The 25,406-nt window shown below is 63.4% G+C and carries 20 protein-coding genes; 9 read left to right on the top strand and 11 right to left on the bottom strand.

From position 1 onward, the window contains the following. Positions 1–480: 480 nt before the first annotated feature. On the bottom strand, positions 481–795 hold the full coding sequence (locus tag ACFQJC_RS16880) for a non-histone chromosomal MC1 family protein (RefSeq protein ID WP_390225564.1): 315 nt from the start codon (positions 793–795) through the stop codon (positions 481–483). A gap of 243 nt (positions 796–1,038) precedes the next feature. Here ACFQJC_RS16880 and ACFQJC_RS16875 point away from each other — a divergent pair, with 243 nt between their 5' ends. Genes ACFQJC_RS16875 through ACFQJC_RS16865 form a run of 3 tightly spaced genes read left to right on the top strand, consistent with a single transcriptional unit; the run spans position 1,039 to position 3,165 of the window. Further along, entirely contained in the window at positions 1,039–1,236 is a 198-nt protein-coding gene (locus ACFQJC_RS16875; RefSeq protein WP_004044784.1) for a hypothetical protein, read from the top strand. 54 nt (positions 1,237–1,290) lie between these two features. After that, positions 1,291–2,346 carry a quinone-dependent dihydroorotate dehydrogenase gene (locus ACFQJC_RS16870; RefSeq protein ID WP_390225561.1) on the top strand — a complete coding sequence of 352 codons (1,056 nt, stop codon included), beginning with the start codon at positions 1,291–1,293 and terminating at the stop codon, positions 2,344–2,346. Positions 2,347–2,382: 36 nt separating this feature from the next. Beyond that, on the top strand, positions 2,383–3,165 hold the full coding sequence (locus ACFQJC_RS16865) for a HEAT repeat domain-containing protein (RefSeq protein WP_390225559.1): 783 nt from the start codon (positions 2,383–2,385) through the stop codon (positions 3,163–3,165). Between the two features lie 24 nt (positions 3,166–3,189). On the opposite strand, the gene ACFQJC_RS16860 is transcribed toward ACFQJC_RS16865, so the two are convergent. The 5 genes from ACFQJC_RS16860 to pheS form a co-directional block, all read right to left on the bottom strand. Then, positions 3,190–5,799: a valine--tRNA ligase gene (locus tag ACFQJC_RS16860; RefSeq protein WP_390225557.1), complete on the bottom strand. Its 2,610-nt coding sequence runs from the start codon at positions 5,797–5,799 to the stop codon at positions 3,190–3,192. A gap of 87 nt (positions 5,800–5,886) precedes the next feature. Then, positions 5,887–7,092 carry a trans-sulfuration enzyme family protein gene (locus ACFQJC_RS16855; RefSeq protein ID WP_390225555.1) on the bottom strand — a complete coding sequence of 402 codons (1,206 nt, stop codon included), beginning with the start codon at positions 7,090–7,092 and terminating at the stop codon, positions 5,887–5,889. 93 nt (positions 7,093–7,185) lie between these two features. Further along, a complete protein-coding gene (locus tag ACFQJC_RS16850) occupies positions 7,186–8,055 on the bottom strand; it encodes an NmrA/HSCARG family protein (protein ID WP_390225553.1) in 870 nt (289 codons plus the stop codon). A 69-nt stretch (positions 8,056–8,124) separates the two neighbouring features. After that, a complete protein-coding gene (gene pheT, locus ACFQJC_RS16845) occupies positions 8,125–9,837 on the bottom strand; it encodes a phenylalanine--tRNA ligase subunit beta (RefSeq protein WP_390225551.1) in 1,713 nt (570 codons plus the stop codon). Then, complete coding sequence (pheS, locus tag ACFQJC_RS16840) at positions 9,837–11,336, bottom strand: phenylalanine--tRNA ligase subunit alpha (RefSeq protein ID WP_390225548.1); 1,500 nt, start codon at positions 11,334–11,336, stop codon at positions 9,837–9,839. The genes pheT and pheS overlap by 1 nt, the downstream gene beginning before the upstream one ends. A 303-nt stretch (positions 11,337–11,639) precedes the next feature. Here pheS and ACFQJC_RS16835 point away from each other — a divergent pair, with 303 nt between their 5' ends. Beyond that, positions 11,640–11,906, top strand: a complete 267-nt coding sequence (locus tag ACFQJC_RS16835; protein ID WP_390225546.1) for a hypothetical protein — start codon at positions 11,640–11,642, stop codon at positions 11,904–11,906. Positions 11,907–11,975: 69 nt separating this feature from the next. Here ACFQJC_RS16835 and ACFQJC_RS16830 read toward each other — a convergent pair whose 3' ends face one another. Then, positions 11,976–13,121, bottom strand: coding sequence for an NAD(P)/FAD-dependent oxidoreductase (locus tag ACFQJC_RS16830; protein ID WP_390225543.1), 1,146 nt, complete (start codon positions 13,119–13,121; stop codon positions 11,976–11,978). A gap of 87 nt (positions 13,122–13,208) precedes the next feature. Between ACFQJC_RS16830 and ACFQJC_RS16825 the strand changes: the two genes are divergently transcribed. Further along, positions 13,209–14,228 (top strand): ornithine cyclodeaminase family protein, encoded by a 1,020-nt coding sequence (locus ACFQJC_RS16825; RefSeq protein ID WP_390225541.1) that lies wholly within the window; start codon positions 13,209–13,211, stop codon positions 14,226–14,228. Between the two features lie 246 nt (positions 14,229–14,474). Here ACFQJC_RS16825 and ACFQJC_RS16820 read toward each other — a convergent pair whose 3' ends face one another. The 3 genes from ACFQJC_RS16820 to ACFQJC_RS16810 form a co-directional block, all read right to left on the bottom strand. Beyond that, on the bottom strand, positions 14,475–16,064 hold the full coding sequence (locus tag ACFQJC_RS16820) for a tryptophan--tRNA ligase (protein WP_390225539.1): 1,590 nt from the start codon (positions 16,062–16,064) through the stop codon (positions 14,475–14,477). Next, positions 16,061–17,086 (bottom strand): tRNA-intron lyase, encoded by a 1,026-nt coding sequence (endA, locus tag ACFQJC_RS16815; protein WP_390225537.1) that lies wholly within the window; start codon positions 17,084–17,086, stop codon positions 16,061–16,063. The genes ACFQJC_RS16820 and endA overlap by 4 nt, the downstream gene beginning before the upstream one ends. A gap of 110 nt (positions 17,087–17,196) precedes the next feature. Continuing rightward, a complete protein-coding gene (locus ACFQJC_RS16810) occupies positions 17,197–17,928 on the bottom strand; it encodes a PDDEXK family nuclease (protein ID WP_390225535.1) in 732 nt (243 codons plus the stop codon). Between the two features lie 126 nt (positions 17,929–18,054). On the opposite strand from ACFQJC_RS16810, the gene ACFQJC_RS16805 reads away from it, so the two are divergent. After that, entirely contained in the window at positions 18,055–18,702 is a 648-nt protein-coding gene (locus ACFQJC_RS16805) for an HAD family hydrolase (RefSeq protein ID WP_390225533.1), read from the top strand. 483 nt (positions 18,703–19,185) lie between these two features. Here the strand turns inward: ACFQJC_RS16805 and ACFQJC_RS16800 are convergent, their stop codons facing one another. Then, entirely contained in the window at positions 19,186–21,525 is a 2,340-nt protein-coding gene (locus tag ACFQJC_RS16800; protein WP_390225531.1) for a DEAD/DEAH box helicase, read from the bottom strand. A 569-nt stretch (positions 21,526–22,094) separates the two neighbouring features. Between ACFQJC_RS16800 and lipA the strand changes: the two genes are divergently transcribed. The 3 genes from lipA (at position 22,095) to ACFQJC_RS16785 (ending at position 25,404) form a co-directional block, all read left to right on the top strand. Further along, complete coding sequence (gene lipA, locus ACFQJC_RS16795) at positions 22,095–23,030, top strand: lipoyl synthase (RefSeq protein WP_390225529.1); 936 nt, start codon at positions 22,095–22,097, stop codon at positions 23,028–23,030. Between the two features lie 287 nt (positions 23,031–23,317). After that, positions 23,318–24,424 carry a pyruvate dehydrogenase (acetyl-transferring) E1 component subunit alpha gene (gene pdhA / locus ACFQJC_RS16790; RefSeq protein WP_390225527.1) on the top strand — a complete coding sequence of 369 codons (1,107 nt, stop codon included), beginning with the start codon at positions 23,318–23,320 and terminating at the stop codon, positions 24,422–24,424. Further along, positions 24,421–25,404 carry an alpha-ketoacid dehydrogenase subunit beta gene (locus ACFQJC_RS16785; RefSeq protein WP_390225525.1) on the top strand — a complete coding sequence of 328 codons (984 nt, stop codon included), beginning with the start codon at positions 24,421–24,423 and terminating at the stop codon, positions 25,402–25,404. Before pdhA ends, ACFQJC_RS16785 begins: the two co-directional genes overlap by 4 nt. The last annotated feature ends 2 nt before the right edge of the window (positions 25,405–25,406 follow it).

Genomic DNA, 25,406 nt, shown 5'->3' with positions numbered 1-25,406 from the left:
TGGGTCCGTGAATCAGGACGCGTTGAAGCGCCCTGAAATCGCGTTGTTGTCTTGTGCATTCTTCCGAAATGCCCTTTCACACTTAAGGTCGTCGTTTGGTGGGCACATCGGGAGAGTGTGTCACCCTGATGTGCACCGAACGACCTCGTGTGGAGGCTCGGAAGTGAAGCCCCCTGGGGCGTGTGCCCCGGGGCGCTTCTTCACATTACTTCCAATGCCGGGGTAACATAAAAGGCCGTCGAACCGATGGCGCTTCGTCATGCGGTTTCATGGCGTGGAGAACGTCAATCGAGCGTGGCAGTCGCTCACAGGCGAATAGGTATCGCGCGACTGGAGGCCGGTCGGTCATCCCTCGCATCGTACGTCAGGTCTGACCGGGTGTTGGTCGCGCAGCGAGAACTGACGTGGCCGTACTCAAATGGCTATCGACTATCGTCGCTCGTACGCGTACGCGTGTAAGAAATAATCTGCAGCGACCGATTACTCGTCGAGGTGCTCAATCCCTTGCTTGGAGACGTTGCCCTTGGTAATCTCTCCTTCCATCCAGTCCGGTTTGTCACCGGGGGCGTTGCTCGTCCACGCCCAGGCGTTGAAGATGTGGACTTTGTCTGTTCCTTTCTCACGAAGTCGAATCTCTGTTGGACTCGATTTCGCCTCGTCCTCAGAGCCGGCGGGGTCTAGCCGCCGTGCTGCTTTGAGTGCTGCCTGCCGTGGCATACTTCCTGAGAAAACGCTCGATTCTTTACCATTCTCCTCTCGGAGTACGAAGTTCCGTTTACCGTCCTCGCGTACCATGATTTTCCACCTCTATGCCAATGAACCACATGGCACATCATAAATATATCGCCGAATTTCGACCGACGACGGGGCCATGCTTATATACTCCCCCTGAATGTGCGACTGAGCGACCGGGGGAACTCACCGCACGACGACTATCCAACTGGACAACACATCATCTTGCATGACTGATGCGAAAAGTTGACCCACGGAGACAACACTTATGTATTCCCTGCGGCGAACCAACGGATAGACCCCCAGATGGTCCGGAAAAAGAAGCTCAGTCCGAGTGGCGCCAAAGATGAGAACGGCGAGTACCACAACGTGCACGTGAACCTTCACGAAGACGAACTCGCCGTTGCGGGAATGGAGATCGGTGACGAAGTGTTCGTCCGAGTCCGCGACGGAAAGATCATCATCCAGAAAGCAGACCCAGACCAAGTCGAACACGACTTCTAGGTCGGGATTTCGCGGCGTCACGACGGTGATGCCAGTCGAGACACAGACCACGATATGAACCCATACCATCTCGCAAAACCGCTCCTCTTCTCACTCCCGCCCGAAACGGCGCATCAATCGATTCACAGCCTCTTGCAGTCCGCTCGCGGAACGCCCGTCGAGTCCGCACTCGAACGACGATATCGCGTAGATGACTCCCGGCTATCGACCACCGTGTTCGGTCTCGACTCCCCGAACCCGGTTGGTGTCGCAGCCGGCTTCGACAAGAACGCGGAACTCCCGACGATGCTCGCGGCGCTCGGCTTCGGCCACGTCGAAGTCGGCGGTGTCACCGCGAAGCCCCAACCCGGAAACCCGCGCCCCCGGATGTTTCGACTCCCCGAGGACGGCGCGCTCATCAACCGGATGGGACTCAACAACGAAGGTGCGGACGTCATCGGCGAGCGACTCTCCGAAGGGCCGCATCCCGACATCCCAGTCGGCGTCAACCTCGCACTCTCGGAGGTGACGCCGACAGAAGACGCACCCGAGGACTACCGCTACACCTACGAACGGGTCACCGACGGTGCGGACTACGTCGTCGTCAACGTCTCGTGTCCCAACAGTCAGGGCTTCCGCGAACTCCAGAACCGCGACTCGCTCGAAGCGATTCTCGGCGAGCTCGTCGATGCGGGCGCAGACCCGCTCTTGGTCAAACTCTCACCGGACCTCCCCGAGCCGGCAGTCGAGGACGCCCTCGCCGTCGTGGACGAACTCGCGTTGGACGGCATCATCGCCAGCAACACCACCACCTCGCGCCCCGACTCGCTCCGGAACCCCAACCGAGCCGAGAAGGGCGGTCTCTCGGGGAAGCCAATCGAGCACGAAGCGACCGAGATGATTCGCTTCATCGCCGACCGAACCGACGTCCCCATCGTCGGCGTCGGCGGCGTCTCCGACGCGGAGGGAGCCTACGAGAAGATTCGCGCCGGCGCGTCGATGGTCCAACTCTACACCGGACTCGTCTACGAAGGCCCGAGCATCGCCCGCGACATCAACGCGGGACTCCTCGACCTCCTCGAACGCGACGGCTTCGACTCCATCGACGAAGCCGTCGGCACCGAGCGCTGACGAAGCGTTATATCGACGGCCGCTGTCGGTTTTCTCGTGCGAGCGTCACTGACCGGGCAAATCGTCGCATCGCATCCCTCGGCAGTGTACCGTGGGACGGTGTACACACAGGACGTTCTCTTCGAAGTCGAAGGCGTGCCGAAGTTCCACGTCTACGACCCGAGCAAACTCGGTAGCTGGGAAGTCGTCGGAACGGAACGGGCCTGCGAGTTGTATGTCTTCTGTGCAGTGATTACGGAGTCTCGGGAACGGGAGCGACGAATCGCCGTCGATGACGAGAACCGTCCCGTGTTCCGAGGACGAGTGACCGAGTTGAACGTCGGGGATGACGGCAGGAAAGGCGTCCTCGACGTTGGGGCAGGAACGGTCCTGTTCAGACCCGACGAGGCGGACGAACCACTCCACGTCGGGTCGTGGATTCGACTCACCCGTGCGACGATTCACCTCCTCGATTTCGACGGGTGGGATTCCACCGAGGAACGATACAACCGATTCGTGGCGAGGCTACGAGACGGAACGGAAGAAGAGCGACGAGCGGCCGCACGCTACTTCGGGAAGAATACCGCAACGAGCGCCCGAGATGACCTCGTCAGCGCACTCCACTACGACGACAGCACGGCAGTGCGATGCGAAGCGGCCACCGCACTCGGCCGAATCGGGATGACGACGCACCCCGACGGCGTGGAACGCCAGCACGTCGAGCGCGAACTCGGGCGGGCGCTGAAAGCCGACGACGACGCCGTCGAGGAGGCCGCACACCTCGCGCTCGACGATATCCGCCTCTCGGACGAAAACCACCTCCACGGGCGCGACTGGTAGAAAAGGTCGCCGACGAGCGACTACTCAGTTCTTGACGATGACGAGCGCGCCCTCGGTCTCGACGAAGTCGCCCTCGCCGGAGTAGGTGCGCGCTTCTTCGACCGAGAACATGTCGGGGCCGAGTTCGACGTCCGCGACGTGGAGTTCGTCGCCGACGAGTTCGTAGTCGTCCTGTGCGAGTGCGGCCTCGATATCGGGTACCTTGGCACCGAACTCGGGACCGACGACCGAGTAGTCGAGGTCGATGCCCGCGATGACCGACTCGATAGGCGGTTCTTCGGTGGTCGAAGAGAGGTCCGCGACGTGCATCACGCCGCTGATGTCGTCTTCGAAGCCGTCGATGTTGCCGTAGACTTCGACTTCGTCGAGTTCGACGTTGAGCGGGAGTTGCGCGTCGCTCTTGTACTTTCGCAGGGCACCGACGACGGCCATGGCCGTCTCGCCCGCTTCGAAGTCGGCGTCGAGACCGAGCGGTTCGGGCCACGCCTGCTGGTGGACGCTCGAACCCTCGTCGTACATGTCTGCCCAGAGTTCCTCGGTGATGTGCGCGAGGACGGGTGCGAACAGGACGACGAAGCGCCGGTGGGCGGTCTGGAGCGTGTAGGCCGCCGAGGGGTCGTCGCCCTCGCGGAGGCGCTGTTTGGCGATTTCGAGGTAGTCGTCACAGAACGTGTGCCAGAAGAAACTCCGGAGGCGGTCGCGCGCCTTCGAGAACTCCCGGTTTTCGAGTTTCTCGGTGACGAACTCGATTTCGCGGTCCATCGAGGCGAGGAGCCATCGGTCGATAGACTTCAGGTCGTCGTGGTCGAACTCCTCGGGTGCGTCCTCGGTCAGACTCTCGACCAACTTCGAGGCGTTCCAGAGCTTTCGCATGAGTTTCTCGCCCGCGACGAGACCCTTCTCCTGATACGGCAGGTCGTCGCCGACGGCGCTTCCGGCGGCCCAGTAGCGGGCGGCATCGACGGGGAACTTCTCCAGCACTTCGTCGGGCGAGACGACGTTACCGACCGACTTCGACATCTTCTCGCGGTTCTGGTCGAGGACCATCCCGTTTATCATCACGCTGTCGAACGGCACCTCGCCCGTGTGCTCGTAGCACTTGACGACGGTGTGGAAGAGCCAGAACGAGATGATGTCGTGACCCTGCGGGCGCATGTCGAACGGGAAGAGTTCGGGCTTGTCCATCTCGAAGGACTCGGTCTCGGCGTTCCAGTCCCAGCCAGCGTTGATGAGGGGCGTCAGCGACGACGTCGCCCACGTGTCGAAGACGTCGTCTTCGGCGACGAACTCGTCGTGACCGCACTCGGGACAGGAATCGACCGGCGGGTCGTCGGCGAGCGGGTCAACCGGCAGGTCTTCCTTGTCGGCGACGACGACGTGCTCGCACTCGCCGCAGTACCAGACCGGGAACGGAATCCCCGAAGACCGCTGGCGCGAAATCGCCCAGTCCCACTGGAGTCCCTCGATCCAGTTCTTGTACCGAGTGAACATCTTGTCGGGGAACCACTCCATCGCTTTTCCAGCGTCGAGATACTCCTCGCGCTTGTCGAGCAGTTTGATGTACCACTGGTCCTTGACGAGGAACTCGACGCTCGTACCACAGCGCTCGTGGACGTTGACGGTGTGGGTGATAGCGCGCTTGTCGAGCAGTGCGCCCGAGTCGTCGAGGTCAGCGACGATTTTCTCGCGCGCCTCACCCGAGGAGAGACCGGCGTACTCGCCCGCAACGTCGGTCATCGTGCCGGACTCGTCGATGGCGATTCGGAGCGGCAGGTCGTGTGCCTGGTACCACTCGATGTCGGTCTGGTCGCCGAAGGTACAGCACATGACCAATCCGGTTCCGGTCTCCAAATCGACGCGCTCGTCTTCGAGAATCGGGACGGTCTGGCCGAAGAGCGGAACCTCGGCCTCTTGGCCCACGAGGTCCTCGTTCTCGTCGTCGTCGGGGTGGACGAAGACGGCGACACACGCGGGGAGGAGTTCGGGTCGCGTCGTGGAGATGACGAACGAATCGTCCGAGTCGGCGACGCCGAACTCGATGTCGTGGAAGTGCGAGTGCTGTTCGTCGTCTTCGGTCTCGACTTGCGAGATAGCCGTCTCACACTCGGGACACCAGATTGCGGGTGCGCGCTGGCGGTACTGGCGGTCCTTCTCGTAGAGGTCGATAAACGAGAGTTGCGAGACGCGCTGGACCTGCGGCGAAATCGTCTGGTAGGTGTTGTTCCAGTCGATGGAGATACCGAGGCTCTGCATCTTCTCGTTGAAGTCGGCCTCGTACTCCGAAGTCACCTCGCGGCAGAGCTCTTGGAACTCCTGTCGGTCGTAGTCCTGGTGCTTGATTCCGAGTTCGTCCTCGGTCAGGAGTTCCGAGGCGATGCCGTTGTCGTCGTAGCCGAAGGGGAAGAACACGTCCTTCCCGCGCATTCGGTTGAACCGAGCGACGAAGTCCTGCAGGGTCGCCCCGTAGACGTGGCCCCAGTGCAGGCTTCCGGAGACCGTCGGCGGCGGCGTGTCGATCGAGAAGACGGTATCCGAGTCTACCGCGGCGTCCGGGTAGGCGTACAGGTCGTCATCGACCCACCTCTCTTGCCAGTTCGCTTCGACGGTTTCAGGGTCATATTCTCCGCTCGGCATTGCGTTGGCGTATCTACCACTGGGTAGACTGTTAAACAACTCGGTTAGAATGCGGGCGAGAGAGCGGAGAAAACCGACCGCCGGCGCTCAGACTACCGAGAGCGCGGCGTCGAGGTCCGAAAGCAAGTCGTCCACGTGTTCGACACCCACGGACAACCGGAGAAGCGAGTTCGAGATGCCGAGACGCTCGCGTTCGGTCAGCGAGAGCGGCGAGTGCGTCATCGTCGCGGGGTGCTCGATGAGACTCTCCACCCCGCCGAGACTCACGGCAAGCGGGAACTCCCGCAAGTTGCCCAAGAACTCCGCGGTCCCGTCGAGGTCGGTATCGAGTTCGAACGAGAGCACGCCGCCGAATCCGGACTGCTGGCGCGCGGCGAGTTCGTGCTGTGGATGCGACTCCAAACCCGGATACAGCACTCGCGTCACCGCGTCGTGGGATTCGAGGAACCGGGCGATTTCCATGGCGTTCTCCTCGTGCTGGCGCATCCGAAGCGGGAGCGTCTTGATGCCGCGGAGGGTCATGTAGGAGTCGAACGGCGAGAGCATCGACCCCATACCGACGCGCTGGAGGAACGCGAGTTCGTCCATCAGGTCGTCCGAGTCGGTGACGACTGCACCGCCGATGGAGTCGGAGTGCCCGTTCAAAAACTTCGTCGTGCTGTGGACGACCACGTCCGCACCGAGCGACAGCGGGTTCTGGAAGTAGGGGCTGAGGAAGGTGTTATCGACGCCGAACGTGACGTTCCACTCGTCGGCGACGGAAGCGATTGCCTCGATGTCACACAGGTGCATGAGCGGGTTCGTCGGCGTCTCCATCCAGATGAGCGTCGTGTCCTCGCTCATCGCCTCTTCGACGTTCGAAACGTCGGTCGCATCGACGAACGACACCTCGACGCCGAGTTTCTCGCCGAGCAGGCGGTTGAGCATCGTCTTCGTCCCGCCGTAGAGGTCCTCGAACGCCACGACGTGGTCGCCGGGCTGGACCGTCGCCATCATCGTCGCGGCGATAGCCGCCGTCCCGGAGACGAACGCGAGCGCGTGTTCCGCGCCTTCGAGCGCCGCGAGTCGGTGTTCCAACGCGTTCCGCGTCGGATTCGACAGCCGCGAGTAGAGATACTCGCCCGCGTCTGGGTCGAGCAACTCCAGGTCGGCATCGGGGTCGATATCGGGAATCGAGTACGTCGAAGAGAGGTGGAGGGGGACGACGACGTCCTCGACGCCCGGCGCGGGGGCCTGTCCGCGCTCGCCGTGGGTCACTGCCAGCGTCTCGCGGAGTAGTTCATTATCGTTCATACGAGAATCCCAACGAGCCACAGCCTAAAGATTTCTATCGTCCCGATATTGCATGCACGAAAGGAATCTCTCGGCGGTAGAAATTACCGATAGTTATCTCACCGGCGCGGGGGCCGGTCGCCACGCGTCGTTCTCGTCGATGTGTTGGGCCAAGGTTCGCGGGACGAGACCGAACCGCGACAGGTCGGGACGCCGCGGGCTGTAGGCCCCCGAATCGAACCACGCGTACATGTCGGCGACTTCGTCACCCCGAGCCTCGCGGTAGGCCGAACTCGGCGTCTGTTCGAATTCGACCGGACGGGCGAGCGCGTCGGCGAACGTCGTCGCAACCTCCGAGAGCGTCAGCGCGTCGCCGACGAGTTCGAAACTCTCGCCGAGGAACCGCGCGGGGTCGGCGAACGCTGCGGCCGCCGCCCGGCCGACATCGTCGGAATCGACGAGGTGGAGCACCGTCTCGGGCGAGACGGGGAGCGAGAGCCTCCCGGCTTCGATATCGGCGGCCAGCCACGCGAAGTTCTGCATGAAGTAGCCCGGTCTGACGACCGTCGCGGGGAGGTCACGCTCTCGAATCCGTCGCTCGATAGCGAACTTCGACTGGAAGTGCGGGAGGGGTGAGCGTTCCGCGCCGTCAACAGACGAGTAGACGAGGTGCGAGACGCCGGTGTCGGCGGCGGCATCGACGACAGCCAACCCCTGTGCGAGTTCCGCGTCGGGACCGTCCTCGAAGAACGTCGTCACGCAGAAGACGCCCTCGACGCCCGAGATGAGCGAGACCATGCGGTCGTAATCGCGCATGTCGCCTTCGACGACGTGGACGCCGCGAGCGACGAGTTCCTGTGCTCGGTCGTCGGTGAGGTCGCGTGTGAGACCGTACACCTCGTGCTCGCCGAACTCGCCCGAGAGGAGATGGTCGATGACGGCGCCACCCTGTTGCCCGGTCGCGCCAGTGACGAGTATTTTCATCACTAGAGAGAGGCGATTCAGCGAGATAACGGCGCTGAATGGGGAGATTCAGAAAACGACCGAGACGGCTTACTGCAGCGCCGACAGCTCGAACTCGAACGCCGCGACCGGCAGTTCGAGGTCGTGTTCGACGATGACGCGGGGGTGGAGTTCACCCATGACGCCCACTTCCTCACCGTCGATGACGACCGACGCAGTTCGACCCGGAATGAACGACGGGTGCTCGGTCGCGGGCGTCTCCAGTTCGACGCCGAAGTCGCGGCAGAGCGCCGTCAGGCGACTCTTTGCGTCTTCGTAGGTCGCGTCGTGGCGGGCGAGGACGGCCGCGACGTGGCGCGATTCCGCGACCCGCGTGTTCTCCGAATCGTCGCGGTGGGCGACGTGACCGATTTCGGCGAGGTCCTGCGGGTAGGCGCGGTGGGTGTTGTTCTCCAGCACCATCGTCAGCGACGGGAGCACCCACGACCGAAGCATCGTGTAGTCCTCGCTGTAGGGTTCGGTGATAGAGGCGGGTTCGCCGCCGCCGAGGACTGACGTGCCCGTTTCGACGCCCATGCGCTCGTAGTTCTCCTCCTCGGAAATCATGTGGAAGTTGAGGAGGTCCTCGAAACCGAGACCGACGAGCGAGGTGCGGGCGGCGTCTTCGAGCCGGGAGCGCGCGTGACGCTCACCGACCGTCCCCACGTCGGGATACCGCGGTTCGAGTTCGTTGAAGCCGTAGGCCCGACCAACGTCGTCCACGAGGTCGAGCGGCGAGAGCACGTCCACGCGGTACGGCGGAATGGAGACCTCGTAGACGATTTCGTCTCCCAATTCCGCGTTCGCGTCCATCCCGGAGCGCTCGAACAGGTCGATGACCTCGTCCATCTCCAACTCGACGCCCAGAATCGTCTCGATGCGGTCGTGACTGACGTGCTTCGTCTCGACTTCGAAGTCGGGTTTGACCACGGTTCCGGAGTCGTACTCGACTTCGACCTCCTCGATGGTCGCCCCGCGGGCGGCCAGCGCGTAGCAGATGATGTTGCACATCCGGTCGATGGTCCACTGGTCGGTGCCCGTGAGTTCGACGAACAGGTCGCGCGAGTCGGTGGTCACTTCGGTTCGGCGGCCGTTGATGACCGGCGGGAACGAGAACAGGCCGATTTCGTCGTAGATGGCCGGATAGCGGTCGTAGCCGCGGACGAGGTCGGCGTACTTCTGCCCGGTCGCGTGCTGTTCGAGCACCTCTTCGGGCGTCCACTCGTCGTTCGAGTCGAGCGCGACGAACGTGTCGCCCTTTGGTTCGACGCCCTTGTACGTAATCGAGTTGCCCGACGCGTCCTCAGACAGGACGTCGCCTTTCAGCATCGTCAGGTCGTGGATGCCGATTGCGCCCTTGGCGCGCTTGCGACCCATCGTCGCGTGAAGCTTCTCCTGCAACTGGATGAGCGACTCCAGCGCCGGGTCGTCGAGGTCAACGCCGCGGACGACCGCGCCGGTGACGTAGGGGCGCTCGTCCGGGACGGACTCGTCCACGACGATGGTCCAGTCGGGGTCGTTCGTCTTCGGGACGGCCACGCCGCGGGCGTCACCGTACTGGTAGCGAAGCGAGCGCGCGACACCCTCGACCGAGAGGCGGTCCAGTCGGTCGGGACCGAATTCGAGTTGGAACGCGCCGTCCTCGGTGACGCCCTCGAATTCGAGACCGAGCGCGAACAGGTCGTCTTTGAACTCGTCGTCGGATTTGTCTTCGTGGCCGGTCAGTTCGCGGAGTTCGTCGGGTTGAACGTCAACTACGGGCATTATCGGATTACCTCCGTTTCGCGGAGCAGGTCGAGGTCACACAGCGTTCCGTGTACGTCGCGGATGTCGTCGAAGCCGTACATGAGCATCAAGAGGCGTTCGAGGGCGAGCCCCCACGCCATCACGTCGCACTCGACGCCGAGGGGTCGCAGGACTTCCTCGCGGAACATCCCCGAGTTCCCGATTTCGATGAGTTCGCCCGTCTCCGGGTGACGACCGAACAGTTCGAACGACGGTTCGGTGTAGGGATTGTAGTGCGGTTTGAACTGGATATCCGTGATGCCGAAGTGCGAGTAGAACTCCTCGAAGGTGCCCATCAGGTCGCGCACCGAGAGGTCTTCGGCCATGACCCACCCCTCGATTTGGTAGAATTCGAGCAGGTGCGTCGGGTCGAGCGTGTCGTTTCGGTACACCTTCTCGACCGAGAAGTACCGCTGTGGCGGCTCTAGCTCGCCGACTTCGTGACCCGAGAGGTAGCGCATCGACAGCGACGTGGTGTGGCCGCGAAGCGCGATGGCGCGGGCGAAGTCCTCGGACCACGGCGAGTGGTAGCCGTCGCCGTCGTCGCCAACTCCTTCGAGGTGGGCCGAGCGGACGCGCTCGATGAGGTCTTCCGGGATGTCCTCCATCGGCGGCACGTCGAGGGCGAAGCGGTCCCAGTGGGTCCGCGCCGGGTGGTCCTGCGGCATGAACAGACAGTCGTTAATCCAGAAGTCGGCGTCGGCGTGCGGGCCTTCCATCTCGGAGAAGCCCATGCCGACGAGCACGTCTTTCACGCGGTCGGCGGTCTGCCGGAGGATGTGTTTCTTCCCGCCTTGGACCACGGGCGCGTCGGCCTCGACGTTGTACTCGGTGAACTCCACGTCCTGCCACTCGCCCGAGGTCAGCATCTCGGGGGTGAGACGCGAGACGGTCTCGGCGGCCTCGACGCCCATCATCAGCGCATCGACGCCCTCGTCGGTGAGGAGCACCGAGCGAATCGTCGATTCGTGGCGAACGACGAGGTTTCTCGATTCGAGTTGGTCGAGCACGTCGCCATCGACCGATTCGCCATCGAGGAGCGCCGAGAGCGCGGCGGCCTCTTCGTCGCCGTCGGGACTGGCGTCCGCGTCGGGGACGAGTTCGCCCGAGTCGATGCGGCCGTAGCCCTTTCGCGCGAAGTTCGAGAGCGCGATGTCTACTTGGGGACCGGCGAGCGAGGACGCGCCGATGACCTGTCCCATCGGGATTGAGTCGCCGTCGCCCACGTCGAGCGCGGCGCGGAAGAGTCGCACCTCGGGAAGTCCCTCCTCGGCGTACTCCTCGCCCTCGTCGGTGAGTTCGACCGTCTCTTCGACCGTCTCGGAGACCGAGACGAGTCCGTCGTCGCGGAGGTCGAACACCGCGCCCGTCACCGTCTCGGGTTTTATTCCTAACTCCTCCGCGAGTTGTTCTATCGTCTGTTCGTCTGTCGCGCTCGCGGCGTTCAACACCGCGACCTGTGATTCCGGAAGTCGCATCTGATTGTTGTCGTGTGAGCCGTCTGGTAGTCGGTTAGCAGTTTCGAAGGCCCGCCGTCGTGCGGGTGACCGAAGGGGTCGGTTTCGTCCAGCGAGCGTGGTCACACTCGGGTGGAGTCCGCCGACCTCAGGCGGTCAGAAAGAAGAAGCCGAACCCGTCGGTGGTCGGTTCGCGCACGCGCGTCCGGCGAGTGGGTTCGGTTGCCATAGGGGAGCGATTGTGAGTCTGAACTAAAAGCGTTGCGCGTCTCCCGCGTGAAATCGGCAGTAAACGTCTAGTGGGAGCACTTCGACCACTCACGAATGAACACCGTCCAAGGCCTCCTCGATTCGCTCGAAATCGGCCACGAGGCCTCGCTCATCGTCAAGCCCCCGAACCGCCCCGACGACAGGGACGACATCGACGCGTTCGTCGTGAAGACCTCGCCGCCCTACGAGTTCGACGACGGTTCGACGACCTATCGCGTCGTGGAGGACGACGGCGGCTATCGGGTGCTCTCGTCGCAAGACGTTGCCGACCCGAAACGCGTCCGCGGCGAACTCCGGACCGTCGTGAACATGAGCACCTGAGCGAGTTCTCGTGAGCGTTGAGGCACGCGCGACCCTCGGCGCTCAGCTCTCAAGCGACGTTCTGGGCACTCAAGCGACGTTCTGTTCTGTCAACGTCGTGCCCGACTCGAATCGCTCGACAGATAGCTCGGAGATATCGACCGACCCCGTGTCCTCGCCGAGACACAGGTCGGCCACGGCGTGGCCCGTCGCGGGCGCGTGCTGGAAGCCATGGCCCGAGAATCCGGCGGCGACGACGAATCCCGGAGCCACCTCGTCCACGATTGCGTGGTGGTCGGGCGTGACGGCGTACAAGCCCGCCCAGCCGTTTCTGATTCTGGTCTCGGGACCGAAGTAGGCCGCGCAGTCGTCGGCGCGTTCGGTCGCTTCGACGGCCCACTCGATGTCCATCGACTGGTCGAATCGGTCGGGGTTCACGTCGGGGTCGGTCGCCGAGAAGTGTCCGCCGACGAGCGCCGTTCCCTCGCGCTCCGGGCGGAAGTACGACCCCGTATCGAGGTCGATAGTCAACGGCGCGTCGTCGGGGAGTCTCGTCTCAGGTTCGACCACCGCGGCCTGCCGACGGCGCGGTGCAATCGGTAACTCGACGCCCGCGAGTTCGCCAATCGCTCGTGACCACGCGCCCGCGGCGTTGACCACGAAATCGGCCGTGAGCGTCTCGTCGGGCGTCTCGACCGTCCACTTCTCGCCCGCCCGCGTCAGTCCCGTCACTGGGGTCTTCGTTCGGATGTCGCCGCCGACGCTCCGAACTGCCTCCGCGAATCCCTGTACTGCGGAGTGCGGGTCGGCGATGCCATCCAGCGGCGAGTACGTCGCCGCGACGAACTGCTCGTCGCGCAGGCCGGAGAGGTGCGTTCGGGCTTCGTCGGGCGAGAGGAGTTCGCTCTGCGCGCCCGCCTCGTTCTGCATGGAGACGTTGTCGCGGAACGCGTCGGCTGTCTCCTCGGTTCGGGCGACGAAGAGATAGCCCGTCTTTCGGTAGTCGATATCGACGCCGAATGCTTGGCTAAAGGACTCCCAGACGGGGATGCTCGCCAGCGAGAGGTCCACGTTCACGCGGGTCGAAAACTGGGTTCGAATCCCGCCTGCGGCGCGTCCGGTGCTCCCGCTACCGAGCGACCCCGCCTCGCAGACAGTGACGTGGACGCCACGGGTGCACAGCGCGTGGGCACACGCGAGTCCGACGACGCCGCCACCGACGATGAGGACGTGCATGCTCGATGTAGAGACAGGCCGGCGATAAATGTGTGCCGTGCCAGCAATGCACGAAACGTTAACCAGACCCCGGTGAGAAGTCGCCGTATGGTCCGGATTCTCTCGGTGGACGTGATTCGCGGTCTTCTCTCGCTTTCAGAACTCTTTCCAGTCGTCGAAGCGGCGTTCGTCAAACAGGGTCGCGGCGAGGTCGAACGCCCACCGAGACCCCACTTCCCGGTCGGCATCGACGTCGATTCAGTCCGGAACGGAATCAACGAGTCGAATCCGGCCAGCGAGTCCGAAACCGACTCGCCGCTCGGGACTGCGCTCACCATGCCCGCCTACATCCACGGCCGCGACGTGTACGCGACCAAACTCGCGGCCGTCCATCCGGGCAACGTCGCTCAGTGTCTCCCAACCGTCAACGCACAGGTGGTCCTGACCGACGCGACGACTGGTCTCCCGCTCTCGCTCCTCGACGGAACCACGATTACGAGCGCTCGAACCGGCTGTATCGGCGGGTTGGCCGCCGAATATCTCGCGTCCGACCCGATTCGACTCGGCGTCTTCGGCGCGGGAACACAAGCGCGCTGGCAAACGCGCGCCATCGCCGCCGCCTGCGACATCGAATCCGTACGCGTCTACTCGCCGAGCGACTCCCGCGAGGAGTGCGCGGCCGACCTGCGCGACGAAGGAATCCACGCAGAAGCGGTCGAATCGCCGGAAAAAGCCGTCTCTGGGTCGAACGTCGTCGTGACCGCGACGACCAGCGACGACCCCGTCTTCGCCGGCGAGTTGCTCGAATCAGGAACACTCGTCGTCGCCGTCGGGGCCTACACAGCCGAGATGCAGGAACTCGATGCGAGGACGTTCGAGCGCGCCGCGCGGGTGTTCGCCGACGTGCCCGAGGAAGTCGCCGACATCGGCGATATTCAGGCGTCTGGGCTGTCAGAGTCTGACCTCGTGCCGCTCTCGGACGTGTTCGAAGGCGACGCAGGCCGCGAGGCTGACGACGAGATTCTGGTCGTCGAGAGCGTCGGGTCGGCGGTGCTCGATGCGGCGACTGCGCAGTATCTCTACGAGAAAGCAAAAGAGCGGAACGTCGGCGAAGACGTGGGGTTGTAGTCGAGTTAGTGGTCGGCCGCCACTTCACCTCGCTCCGCTCGGTGAAATACCGAGAATCAAAGATTCTCGACGTTTGTCTCGCTTACGCTCGACAAACCACCGTGAGACGCTTCGCGCCTCACGAGTCGCCACGTCGCTAATGCTCCGCGGCAACACCGTCGCACGTTACAGGCGCGACGAGCTGCCGCCTCACTAATGTTCGGCGGCAACACCGTGTCGTCAAAGACGCCACGAGCCGCAGCCTCGCTAATGCTCGGCTGCGACCCCTCGTCGCTCCGTCTCCAAGTCGATATCGAGCGAGTCGAGGAGTTCCTCGGCCTCTTCGCGCTTCTCTTGGTGGTCTTCGAGGAACTCGCGCATCAGCGTCGCGGCCTCCTCCTTACAGCCGCCACACAGTCGCTCGCCGCCGACACACTCGTCGTAGACCTTCTTGGCGAACTCGTCGTCGTCGCCCGTGAGTAAGTAGGCGTAGAGTTCGTACACCGGGCACTTGTCGGCCTCGCCGCCGAGTTCGCGCTGCTCTTCGGCCGTGTCGCGGCCGCCGGTGGTGGCGGATTTGACCTTGTCGTAGCCGTCTTCCGGGTCGTCCAAGAGCGAGATGTGACTCGCCGGAATCGACGAGGACATCTTGCCGCCGGTGAGACCCGTCATGAAGCGGTGGTAGGTCGAAGACGGCGGGATGAAGCCGTAGCCGCCGTGGTGAGCCTCGACTTCGCGGGCGAGGTCTTCGGCCGCATCGACGCTCATTTCGAAGGCGTCGATGTGCTGGTCGTAGCGCCGTTTCTCGCCGTCGATGTCCTCGATGAGCGCCTCGAACGCTTCGTCCGTCGCTTGGCGGGCGAAGAACCGAATCCGCGGGCGGAGCGGTTCCATGCCCGCGTTTTCGAGTTTCTTTACGGCGCTGTCTCGGACTGAGTCGGCGACGAGGATACCTTCGGCGTCGAGGTTGGCGTCGGCGAGCCACTCGGCGGCTTCGCCGCACCGGGGCACGTCGGCGTCTTCGGCGTACTCGTCGCGGGCATCGTAGGCCGCGGCGACGAGTGGTCGTTCGGTGTCGTCCAGTTCGAAGGACGCGAACGCCTCGGTCACCTTGAAAAAGCGCATCCGTTCGGAGAGGTCGCGGGCGAAGCGAACGTGCGGGTCCTGGTCGGGACCGACCGGGATAACCGTCGGCATCGGGTCGTCCAGTTGCGGGTAGAGGATGTCGGCCATCTGGGTGACGACCGATTGCATGTGCGAGACGTTGGTCTCGCCGTCGAAGCCGTAGATGGCTTGGAACTCCGAGAAGTTCGCCTTCCCGCCGAGTTCGAAGGCGAGTCGCTGGAGTCGGTCGTTGTCCGACTGCCGGTAGAGTTCGCCCTCGTCGGTGTCGAAGCCGAGCGCGATGAGCGACAGCAGGTAGTCGCGGCTGTGCTCGTTTATCTCGTCCCACGAGATGCCGCGGGCGGAGTGGGCCTCCATGTCGGCGATGAGACCGTACGCATCGCCGCCCTGCTGTTGGTGCCAGATTATCTCGTCGAAGACCAACTTGTGGCCGATGTGTGGGTCGCCGGTCGGCATGAAGCCAGAGAGGACGGCGAAGTCGTCGCCGTCGCGCATGGCTTCGAGAACCGGTCGGTAGTCGCGGTGGCCGAAGATGACGCCGCGGCGCATCAGGTAGTGGGGGTTCGGCACCTCGTCGAGCACGTCGTCGAACTCCTCGATGCCGAACTCCTCGAACAGTTTCCGGTAGTCGGCGATGGTTGACGAGCCCCACGGGTCGAGAGCGACTTCGTCGGCTCCCTCTGCTGTCCCTCCATCGGTGCGGATACGCTCCGCGGGTTCGTCTCGTGTCATGGCGTAAGCCGACTGACCGAAAGCCAGTCTACCTTCTGCTTGGCGTCGGTCAGCGCAAAAACCATTCGTTTGCGGACACCGCCGGCGAGGCGCACGTCGAGCGACAGATCGCGGGGGGCGAACGTGTGGTCGGGCGTCACGACGCGCACGAGGAACTCGGAGTGCGAGAGGTCCGAGACGGACTCGAAGTCGGTGTAGACCCGGAAGTCCGAGCCGAACTTGAAGCCGCTCTTCGGGACGGTCCCGGCCGCTCGGAGTTCGGAGTACACCGCGAGACGGCGGTCGAATCGGTCGCCTTCCACGTCGCGGCCGCAGGCGACGACGTCGGCCTCGTCGATATCGACCGCACCCTGTCGAGCGAGATGGGCGGCTTCGAGCAGCGAGAGTTGGAGCGGGCCGTCGTCGGCGTTCCGACCGTAGAGGCGCTGGCCGAAGAAGCCCTGCTGATACACGTCGTCCATCCCGGACCAGAGGAGCGCGCGGTCCGAGAGGAGTTGCGCGTCGAGGTCCGAGGGGAGGTCCTCGGTCGCGGTGCCTTCGGGGTCGTACGCCTCCGTGTCGAAGTAGGTCAAATCGCCGTCCTCGTCAACGATGGCGAGGACCACGTCGCCGAGTCCATCGACGGAGATGGATTCGCGTTCGCCGACGACGCGCATTCGGTGTTCGACCTCGCCGTCCCACGGGCCGTTGCCGCGCGGGTAGACGACGAAGTCGGCACCGTCGGCCACGTCGCTGTCTACGCCGGGCCAGTCGTCGCGGGCGGGCGAGAGGTAGAATCCCCGGTCGCGGAGGTCTTTGTAGACGACGAAATCGAGCGTCGTGCCGGTTCGGGCGAGCAGTTCGCGCAAGCCCATGCCGTCTACACCGTCGATGTCACCGCGGGCGAGGAGGTGTGCGGCCTCCACCGGGGCGACGATGAGGTCGTTGCCGCCGGTGGGTTTGCCGTAGCCTCGTGAGTCGTAGAAGCGCTGCCGGGCGTCGCCCGGCAGGTGGACGGAGTGGTCGTCGAGGCGTCCTTGCATACTCACTGGGGAGGCGGGCGACGACAAAGGGTCTGCGATGCGGGCGGCGGCGATGGGCGGGTGGCCCTGTCGCCAGCGACGGGACCACGGACGACGCCGCGGGCCTCCAGTCATGCGAACTCACAGGTCGAGTCCAGACACCGACGCCCGCGTGCGGTCTCGAAGATGGGAAGTCCGCACTCGCACGTATCGACCGCGACGCCCGAGGGGAGCGAGAAGGCAGTCTCGCACTCGGGGTAGGCGTCGCATCCGGCGAGCAGGCGGCCGCCGCGGTAGATGATTCGGAGCGGCGAGTCGCAGTCGGGACACGACCACTCGCCGTCGAATCGGGCTTTCACGCGCTCGTCGAGCGGGTCGCACGAGCGGTCGAGACAGACGTCGAACGCCGCGCCGCGTTCGACGTGAACGAGGGGGAGACCGCAGTCGTCACAGGTCGAATCGAGGACGGTGCTTCCGGCGGGGAGCGGGTACTCGACGCCCGAGTCGAGTCCGGCGACAGAACCGGCAGACCGAACCATCGGTTCGCCCGTGTCTGGGTGCGACCCGACCGGAACGCCCGCGGCAGTCGTCGGATACTCGGCACGGCCGGTCACGTCGTTGGATTTGACTTCCAAGCGTTGCTCGCCAGCGCGGGCGACGAGTCCGAACGACCCCGGACCTGATTCGACCGTGAGCGAGTCGGCGCGGGTGAGCCACGCGACCGGTTGATAGCCGTCTGCGTCGTGGACGAGGACGGTTCGGTCGGGTTTGGCGACGACGACGACCCGGCCGCGTTGGGTCCGGTCGCGCGAGCCTTCGAATTCGACGGTGCAGTCGCCCGCGAAGATGCGGATAGATTCCATGCGCCGGGGTCTGTTCGAATTCCGATTTCAACCTACGGGCGAAGGTCTATCACTGATGCCAAAACGGGGTCCATCAGTGATGCCGCGGCACGAAGGCCTTTGGTCGGCGGGCACGACGCCCGAGGTATGGACAAACCGGTCGTGCTGTTCGACATGGACGGTGTGTTGGTCGATTCCGAACCCTACTGGCACGCGTTCGAAGACGAGTGGGTCTTCGCCGACGCCATCGAGTCGGGCGACCCCGACCACGAGGAGATTACGGGGATGAACTTCCGCGAAATCTACGACTACCTCGACGCGGAATACGGCACCACCGTCTCCAAACCCGAGTTCATCGAGGCCTACGAGGCGAACGCTGTAGACCTCTACGGCGAGAAGGTCGTCCTGATGGACGGCGCGGAGTCACTCTTTTCGACCCTCCGCGAGAACGGCAAGAAAGTCGCCATCGTCTCGTCGGCCCCGCAGTCGTGGATTTCTGTCGTCCGCGAGCGCTTCGCCCTCGACCCCCTCGACCTCGTGCTCTCTGCCGACGACATCGACGACCCCGGCAAACCCGAACCGCACATCTACGAGCACGCCGCGAGTGAACTCGGCTACGACCCCGAGGACTGTGTCGTAGTCGAAGATTCGGTGAACGGCATCGAATCGGGCGTTCGCTCGGGGGCCTACACCATCGCCTACCGTGTCGGCCACAACGCCGAATTAGACCTCTCGCTGGCGGACGAAATCGTGGACGGACCCGAGGAGTTGCGGGCGGCCCTGACCGGCGAATAACGACATCAAAAACGCAGATAACCGCCATTTAGATGAAATTCAATCGGAGAGAGTTACTCGCCGCTGCGACAATCGGCTCACTTAGTGGCTGCTCGTCGTTCGGTCCTCCACCACTGGCGCTCCGGAGTGTTACGATAATTTGGACTGTCGACGAGCAGGTACTCCTCGACATCACCGTCAAACGAGACGGGAACGTGGTCTATAGCGAGACGCAGAAAATCGGACCGCAACGAGAGATGCCAGTCCGAATTCACGAATGGTCGTCTGAATCTGGCGAGTACGAGGTACTCACCGAAGCGAACGTCGACGGCGAACAGTTGCACTCTCGAACGTCGCCGACAGCCGTAGTCGACAGAACGAATCTCGACGGGAAAACGTGTCTCGATATGCAGGTGCACGTGGACGACGACGAGATGTCTCACCTGTTGTACTCGGAGTTGCCAGAAACCTGCGTGGGGACTCCAACCGAACGGTATCGATAGCCTACTCCACCCGAACCGTCCGTGTCTCCCGAATCGGTAACAACGGTAAGTCGGGGAACGTGACTTCCACCACGAATTCGAGTTCGTCGTCTTTCGCGCCGAAGACGCCGACGGGAATCGCCACCTCGTCGGTGAGATAACACGTCTTCTCGGACATCTCGATTCCATTTACCGTGACGCGAATCCCCGTGCTCGCGCCGCCGCCGCTGTTTCGCACCGTCACGTCGCGCATCTCGCTCTCACCGCGAGCGATAGACTCGGGGAACGCCCCCCACTCGACGCTCGGGTCGGGGAGTTTGCGCGCGCTCTTGACGACGCGTTCGGCGACGCCCTGCGAGAGACCGGCGCGACTGAGTTCTTTCGCGCCTGCATCGACCACGTCAGCGGGCGAGGAGAGACCGCCCGTTGCGAGCGTCTGCGCGCGGTTCGCACCGATGCCATCGACGGCGGTGAGCGCGGCGGCGTCGTTGCTGACGCCGTGGTCCACGCGCGCTTCGACGCGGCGGGCGAGGTTCGCGGCGCGGGCGTTGGCGAACGTGTCGAGGAACTCGCGGAGCGCCGAGAGGAGACGCAGGGCGTTCTGTCGAATCACCCACGCGTCGCTTCGGAGTTCGCCCGGCGTGGAGTTGGCCATGCTGGCGTGGAGGATGGCGAGCACTTTCTTCGGGCCGTCTTCGAGGTTCGTCGAGACGCCCGTGAGGACGGAATCGACGGCATCGACTTCCGACTGGCGGGCGGACACGTCGCGGAAGTCGGCCGCGCCCGCGACGGCTTCGAGGATGTCGTCGGCGGAGATACGCTCGCGTTCGGCCAGCCCGGCGAATCGGGCGGCGGTTTCGAGTCGAAGGTAGTACTTCGAGGTGAGACGACCCAGCGCGGTGGCGTTGATAGCGAGGTCCTCGTCCATCTCGACGAACCCGCGGGTGACGAGTCGGTCGAGCACGTCGCGGACGCGCTCGCGCAGGTCTTCGAAGTCGTAGGCGCTGGGTTTCGACTGCGCGCGACGGTAGTAGAACGTCGTCTGTAACCACGAGAGCACGTCGTCCAAATCTCGAATCGTGCCCATGGCAATCTCGGCGTTCAGATGCGAGTCGAGGTCTTCGGCCAGTCGTGACTCGATTTCTTTGCCTTCGCGGAGGAGTTCGCGGTACTTGTTCTGGTCCGAGTGGTCGCAGATGACCCAGCCGTAGCCCACGTCGTCGTAGCCGGGTCGGCCGGCGCGCCCGAGCATCTGGAGGATGTCCAAGGGAGAAATATCCACCTCGCCTTCGAGCGGGTCGTGGTGTTTCGTGTCGCGGATGACGACACAGCGGGCGGGGAGGTTGACCCCCCACGCGAGCGTGGAGGTCGAAAAGAGGAGCTGAATCTTCCCCTGCTTGAACCACTCTTCGACGGCCTCTCGGTCGTCGCGGGCGAGGCCGGCGTGGTGGAAGCCGACGCCGTCGAGGACTGCTTTTCGAAGCGAGTCGTTGCCGAGTTCCTTGGCCTCCGTATGAAAATCGTAGTCGCCGCGCGCGCCGATTGGCACGTCGCGCTTTGCGAGTTCGTCGCGGGCTTTGGCGGCGGCGCGGACCGCGTCCTGCCGCGAGGAGACGAAGACGAGCGACTGGCCGCCGTCGCGGATGTGGGGTTCCGCGAGGTCGAACGCGCGGTAGAGTCGGCGGTACTTGTCGGCGAAAGAGTTCTCGCCGTGGGTGTAGGTTTTGACGCCCGCGTGGAGGTCCACGGGACGGTAGTCGTCGCCGAACTCGAAGGTCGCTTCGTCGGGCGAATCGAGCCACGCGGCCACGTCGTCGATGTTGGGCATAGTCGCCGAGAGCGCCACGATTCGCGGGTCACAGATGCGGCGCATGCGCGAGACGGTGACTTCGAGGACGCCGCCGCGAGTCTCCGAATCGAGCAGGTGAACTTCGTCGATGACGACGCAGTCCACGTCTTCGATAAAGGAGTAGCGCGCGGAGTCGTGTTTTCTGGTCGCAGAATCGGTCTTCTCGGGCGTCATCACGAGGATGTCCGCGCGGGCGGCGCGACGCGGGTTCAGGTCGCGTTCGCCGGTGACGACGTACACCGAGTAGCCGAGTTCCTCGAAGCGTTCCCACTCGGATTCCTTCTCGGTCGTGAGCGCGCGGAGGGGCGCGATAAACAGCGCCGTGCCGTCGTCGCGGAGGGTGCGACAGATAGCGAGTTCGGCGAGCGCGGTCTTTCCGCTCGCGGTGGGCGCCGAGGCGACGACGTTGTGGTCGGTCTCCAAGATGGCGGGAAGCGCCTCGCGTTGCATCCGGTTGAACTCCTCGAAGCCGAAGGCGTGTGCGAAATCGGGGACGGCCTCGGCGACTTTCACGGCGCGCACCTCCGCGTCGAAGAGAGAGCACGGCGAGTGGCGAAGACGAGGGTCATACTCGTAGCCGAGTCGTCCGGGGGGAAAGGCGTTTCTCCATTCGGTCGCGTCGCTGGCCGAGCGAGAGACGAAAAAGCGTGTTCGAATGCGGTTCGTCGTGGAGGAAGTGGTGGCGGAGAGCGAACGAAAGCGGTCTGAGCCTTACGCAGCGCCGGCGAGGGCGGCGATGAAGGACCAGTTCGTCCCTGCTTTGGCTTCGTGCTTCTTCGATTCAGCCTTCGTCATGTTTCGTCTGTGTTGCCAGTTCATACCCGTAAAAGAATTTACTCGGATATAAGTTTTTCAGTCTGGTGATACATCTAGCACGGTTTTACATGCAATACGGGCTACAATCGTGATGTTTTCTGAGCGTTCGTTTACTTTCTGGTAAATACAGTATCTATATAGCATATTTTGGTTGGTGTGGTAGCACGGCACACGAATGGGGGCAGTCCGGCGATTTGATGAGAGACCACCGTCGGCGAGGCGGGCTAATCCTCACGCTTTTGCCTGCCCACCCGAAATTACTGCACATGCGCACGCGGCGGAAGCCCGATTGGTTGAAGATGCGACCCCCGTCCGGCCGGCGCTTTACCGACATCAAAGCGACCCTCCGAGAGCGGAACCTCAACACCGTCTGTGAGGAGGCCAACTGCCCGAACCTCGGCGAGTGTTGGAGCGGGCGAAACGGTCCCGGGACGGCGACGTTCATGCTCATGGGCGACCGGTGCTCACGAGGGTGCAACTTCTGTGACGTGATGACCGGCGGGATGGAGGCGCTGGACGCCGAAGAACCGGCCAACGTCGCCGAGGCCGTCGCCGAAATCGGTCTCGACTACGTGGTGCTCACCTCGGTGGACCGCGACGACTTACCGGACCAAGGGGCGAGTCACTTCGCCCAGACGATTCGGGAGATCAAACAGCGCGACCCGAGTATCCTCGTGGAAGTGTTGATTCCGGACTTCCAGGGCGAACCCGAGTTAGTTCGGAAGATTATCGACGCCAAACCCGACGTTATCGCCCACAACATCGAGACGGTCGAACGCCTCCAGTGGCCGATTCGTGACCGGCGTGCGGGCTACGAGCAGTCGCTCTCGGTGCTCCAACAGGTCACCGACGAGTCCGAAATCCACACGAAGACCTCCATCATGCTCGGTCTCGGCGAGTACCAACACGAGATTTACCAGACGCTCTCGGACCTTCGAGAAGCGGACGTGGATATCGTCACTCTCGGCCAGTACCTCCAACCCTCTCGGACGCACCTCGACGTGTTCGAGTACGTCCACCCCGACGCCTTCGAGACGTGGCGACGGGTGGCCGAGGACGAACTCGACTTCCTCTACTGCGCCTCTGGGCCGATGGTTCGCTCGTCGTACAAAGCGGGCGAGTTGTTCGTGGACGCACTCCTCCGCGAAGGGTCGTCAGTCGAAGAGGCGCGACAGGCAGCACGGGCGACCGCCGGGAACTGAGAAGCACTCTGTCTGTACATCGGCGGACTGTCTATCGAAGTTACATCTTCTGCGGGCTTTTGATTCATGCAATTTTCTCAAACTTTCCGAGTATTCGTCGGCGAGATGGGTGTTCATGCTACTTTCCTTCAGGAAGAATCGTTTAAAATCGTAAATGTCCAATTTTCTGGCCCATGAGTTTACATAGCATACACAGTCTGGCCGTATTCCGGACTAAAGTAAATTATATACGAAAACAATATAACAGCGGCGGGTGACGATTTTGCTATGACTAGGAGGGTTCTACCGTGAGCGTCCTTCAGCGTGATCCGCAGGATCAGGTACAAGTTCTCGACGAGGATGGTAACGTCGTAGGCGACGTGCCAGACATCGACGACGAAACGCTCGTTGACATGTATCGGCACATGCGACTCGCCCGCCACTTCGACACACGCGCGGTGAGCCTCCAGCGACAGGGGCGGATGGGGACGTATCCGCCGCTGTCGGGACAAGAGGGTGCCCAAATCGGCAGCGCAATCGCGCTCGACGAAGACGACTGGATGGTTCCCAGTTACCGCGAGCACGGCGCTGCACTCCTCCGCGGCCTGCCCCTCAAGCAGACCCTCCTGTACTGGATGGGCCACGAGAAGGGCAACGACATGCCGGAGGGAGTCAACATCTTCCCCGTCGCCGTCCCCATCGCCTCCCAAACGCTGCACGCGACTGGCGTCGGGTGGACGTTCAACCTCCGCAACGAGACGGACAAAGCCGCCATCTGTTACTTCGGTGACGGCGCGACGAGCGAGGGAGACTTCCACGAGGCGCTGAACTTCGCGGGCGTCTTCGACACCCCGAACGTCTTCTTCTGTAACAACAACCAGTGGGCGATTTCCGTCCCGCGCGAGCGCCAGACGGCCTCCGAGACGATTGCCCAGAAGGCAGTCGCCTACGGCATGGACGGCGTGCAAGTCGATGGGATGGACCCCCTCGCCGTCTACTCGGTGACGAAGGCCGCCCTCGAAAAGGCCAAGAACCCGAAAGAGGGCGAAGGTCGGCCCACGCTCATCGAAGCGGTCCAGTACCGCTTCGGTGCCCACACGACGGCGGACGACCCGACGGTCTACCGCGACGACGACGAAGTCGAGAAGTGGAAGGCCAAGGACCCGATTCCGCGTCTCGAAACGTTCCTCCGCGATACCGGTCGTCTGGACGACGAGAAAATCGCGGCAATCGAGAACGACATCGAGACGCGGGTCGCAGACGCTATCGAGGCCGCGGAGTCCGAACCGCGCCCGGACCCGGTCAACATGTTCAACAACGTCTACGCCGAGCGGACCGCGGAACTCGACGCACAAGCCGAGGAGTTCGAACACCTCCTCGAACAGGTCGGTGACGAAGGATTCCTCAGAGAATGAGCACGCAAAACCTCACTATCGTACAAGCGGTACGGGACGGTCTGTACACCGAGATGAGCCTCGACGACGAGGTGCTGGTCATGGGCGAAGACGTCGGCAAGAACGGCGGCGTCTTCCGGGCCACCGAGGGTCTCTGGGACGAGTTCGGTGACGACCGAGTCATCGACACCCCGCTCGCGGAGTCGGGTATCATCGGCACGGCCATCGGCATGGCCGCGATGGGTCTCAAGCCCGTCCCCGAGATTCAGTTCTCCGGGTTCATGTACCCCGGGTTCGACCAAATCGTGAGCCACATGTCCCGGTTCCGTACGCGGACTCGCAGTCGCTTTACGCTCCCGATGGTGCTTCGCGCACCCTACGGCGGTGGCATCCGCGCCCCCGAATCGCACTCCGAATCAAAGGAGATGTTCTACGCGCACGAAGCGGGACTCAAGGTCGTCATTCCTTCGACCCCGCACGACGCGAAGGGTCTGCTCATCTCCGCGATTCGAGACCCCGACCCGGTCATCTTCCTCGAACCCAAACTCATCTACCGCGCCTTCCGCGGCGAGGTTCCGGAAGAAGACTACGAGATTCCAATCGGCGAGGCGGCCGTCCGCCGCGAAGGCGAGGACGTGACCGTCTTCACCTACGGCGCGATGACGCGCCCGACGATGGAAGCCGTCGAGAACCTCGAAGACGAGGGTATCGACGCCGAAGTCGTTGACGTTCGCACGATTTCGCCGCTCGACCGCGAGACCATCGTGGAGTCGTTCAAGAAGACGGGTCGCGCAGTCGTCGTCCACGAGGCACCCAAGACGGGCGGTCTCGCCGCCGAAATCACGGCGACGATTCAGGAAGAGGCACTCCTCTATCAGGAAGCACCGGTCACGCGCGTCACGGGTTACGACGTTCCGTACCCGCTCTACGCGCTCGAAGATTACTACCTCCCCTCCGTCGCCCGCGTCGAAGAAGGTATTCGAGAGGCGGTGGACTTCTGAAC

It is taken from the genome of Haloferax namakaokahaiae, from assembly GCF_042663225.1.
Lineage (GTDB): Archaea > Halobacteriota > Halobacteria > Halobacteriales > Haloferacaceae > Haloferax > Haloferax namakaokahaiae.
This window is presented reverse-complemented; position numbering and strand designations above follow the sequence as displayed.

Coding starts and splice junctions, on each gene's coding strand:
- ACFQJC_RS16805 (WP_390225533.1), top strand. CDS start 18,055: ATGGACAAACCGGTCGTGCTGTTCGACATGGACGGTGTGTTGGTCGAT.
- ACFQJC_RS16835 (WP_390225546.1), top strand. CDS start 11,640: ATGAACACCGTCCAAGGCCTCCTCGATTCGCTCGAAATCGGCCACGAG.
- ACFQJC_RS16875 (WP_004044784.1), top strand. CDS start 1,039: ATGGTCCGGAAAAAGAAGCTCAGTCCGAGTGGCGCCAAAGATGAGAAC.
- ACFQJC_RS16825 (WP_390225541.1), top strand. CDS start 13,209: ATGGTCCGGATTCTCTCGGTGGACGTGATTCGCGGTCTTCTCTCGCTT.
- pheT (WP_390225551.1), bottom strand. CDS start 9,837: ATGCCCGTAGTTGACGTTCAACCCGACGAACTCCGCGAACTGACCGGC.
- lipA (WP_390225529.1), top strand. CDS start 22,095: ATGCGCACGCGGCGGAAGCCCGATTGGTTGAAGATGCGACCCCCGTCC.
- ACFQJC_RS16850 (WP_390225553.1), bottom strand. CDS start 8,055: ATGAAAATACTCGTCACTGGCGCGACCGGGCAACAGGGTGGCGCCGTC.
- endA (WP_390225537.1), bottom strand. CDS start 17,086: ATGCAAGGACGCCTCGACGACCACTCCGTCCACCTGCCGGGCGACGCC.
- ACFQJC_RS16830 (WP_390225543.1), bottom strand. CDS start 13,121: ATGCACGTCCTCATCGTCGGTGGCGGCGTCGTCGGACTCGCGTGTGCC.
- ACFQJC_RS16855 (WP_390225555.1), bottom strand. CDS start 7,092: ATGAACGATAATGAACTACTCCGCGAGACGCTGGCAGTGACCCACGGC.
- ACFQJC_RS16810 (WP_390225535.1), bottom strand. CDS start 17,928: ATGGAATCTATCCGCATCTTCGCGGGCGACTGCACCGTCGAATTCGAA.
- ACFQJC_RS16880 (WP_390225564.1), bottom strand. CDS start 795: ATGGTACGCGAGGACGGTAAACGGAACTTCGTACTCCGAGAGGAGAAT.
- ACFQJC_RS16870 (WP_390225561.1), top strand. CDS start 1,291: ATGAACCCATACCATCTCGCAAAACCGCTCCTCTTCTCACTCCCGCCC.
- ACFQJC_RS16785 (WP_390225525.1), top strand. CDS start 24,421: ATGAGCACGCAAAACCTCACTATCGTACAAGCGGTACGGGACGGTCTG.
- ACFQJC_RS16860 (WP_390225557.1), bottom strand. CDS start 5,799: ATGCCGAGCGGAGAATATGACCCTGAAACCGTCGAAGCGAACTGGCAA.
- pheS (WP_390225548.1), bottom strand. CDS start 11,336: ATGCGACTTCCGGAATCACAGGTCGCGGTGTTGAACGCCGCGAGCGCG.
- ACFQJC_RS16820 (WP_390225539.1), bottom strand. CDS start 16,064: ATGACACGAGACGAACCCGCGGAGCGTATCCGCACCGATGGAGGGACA.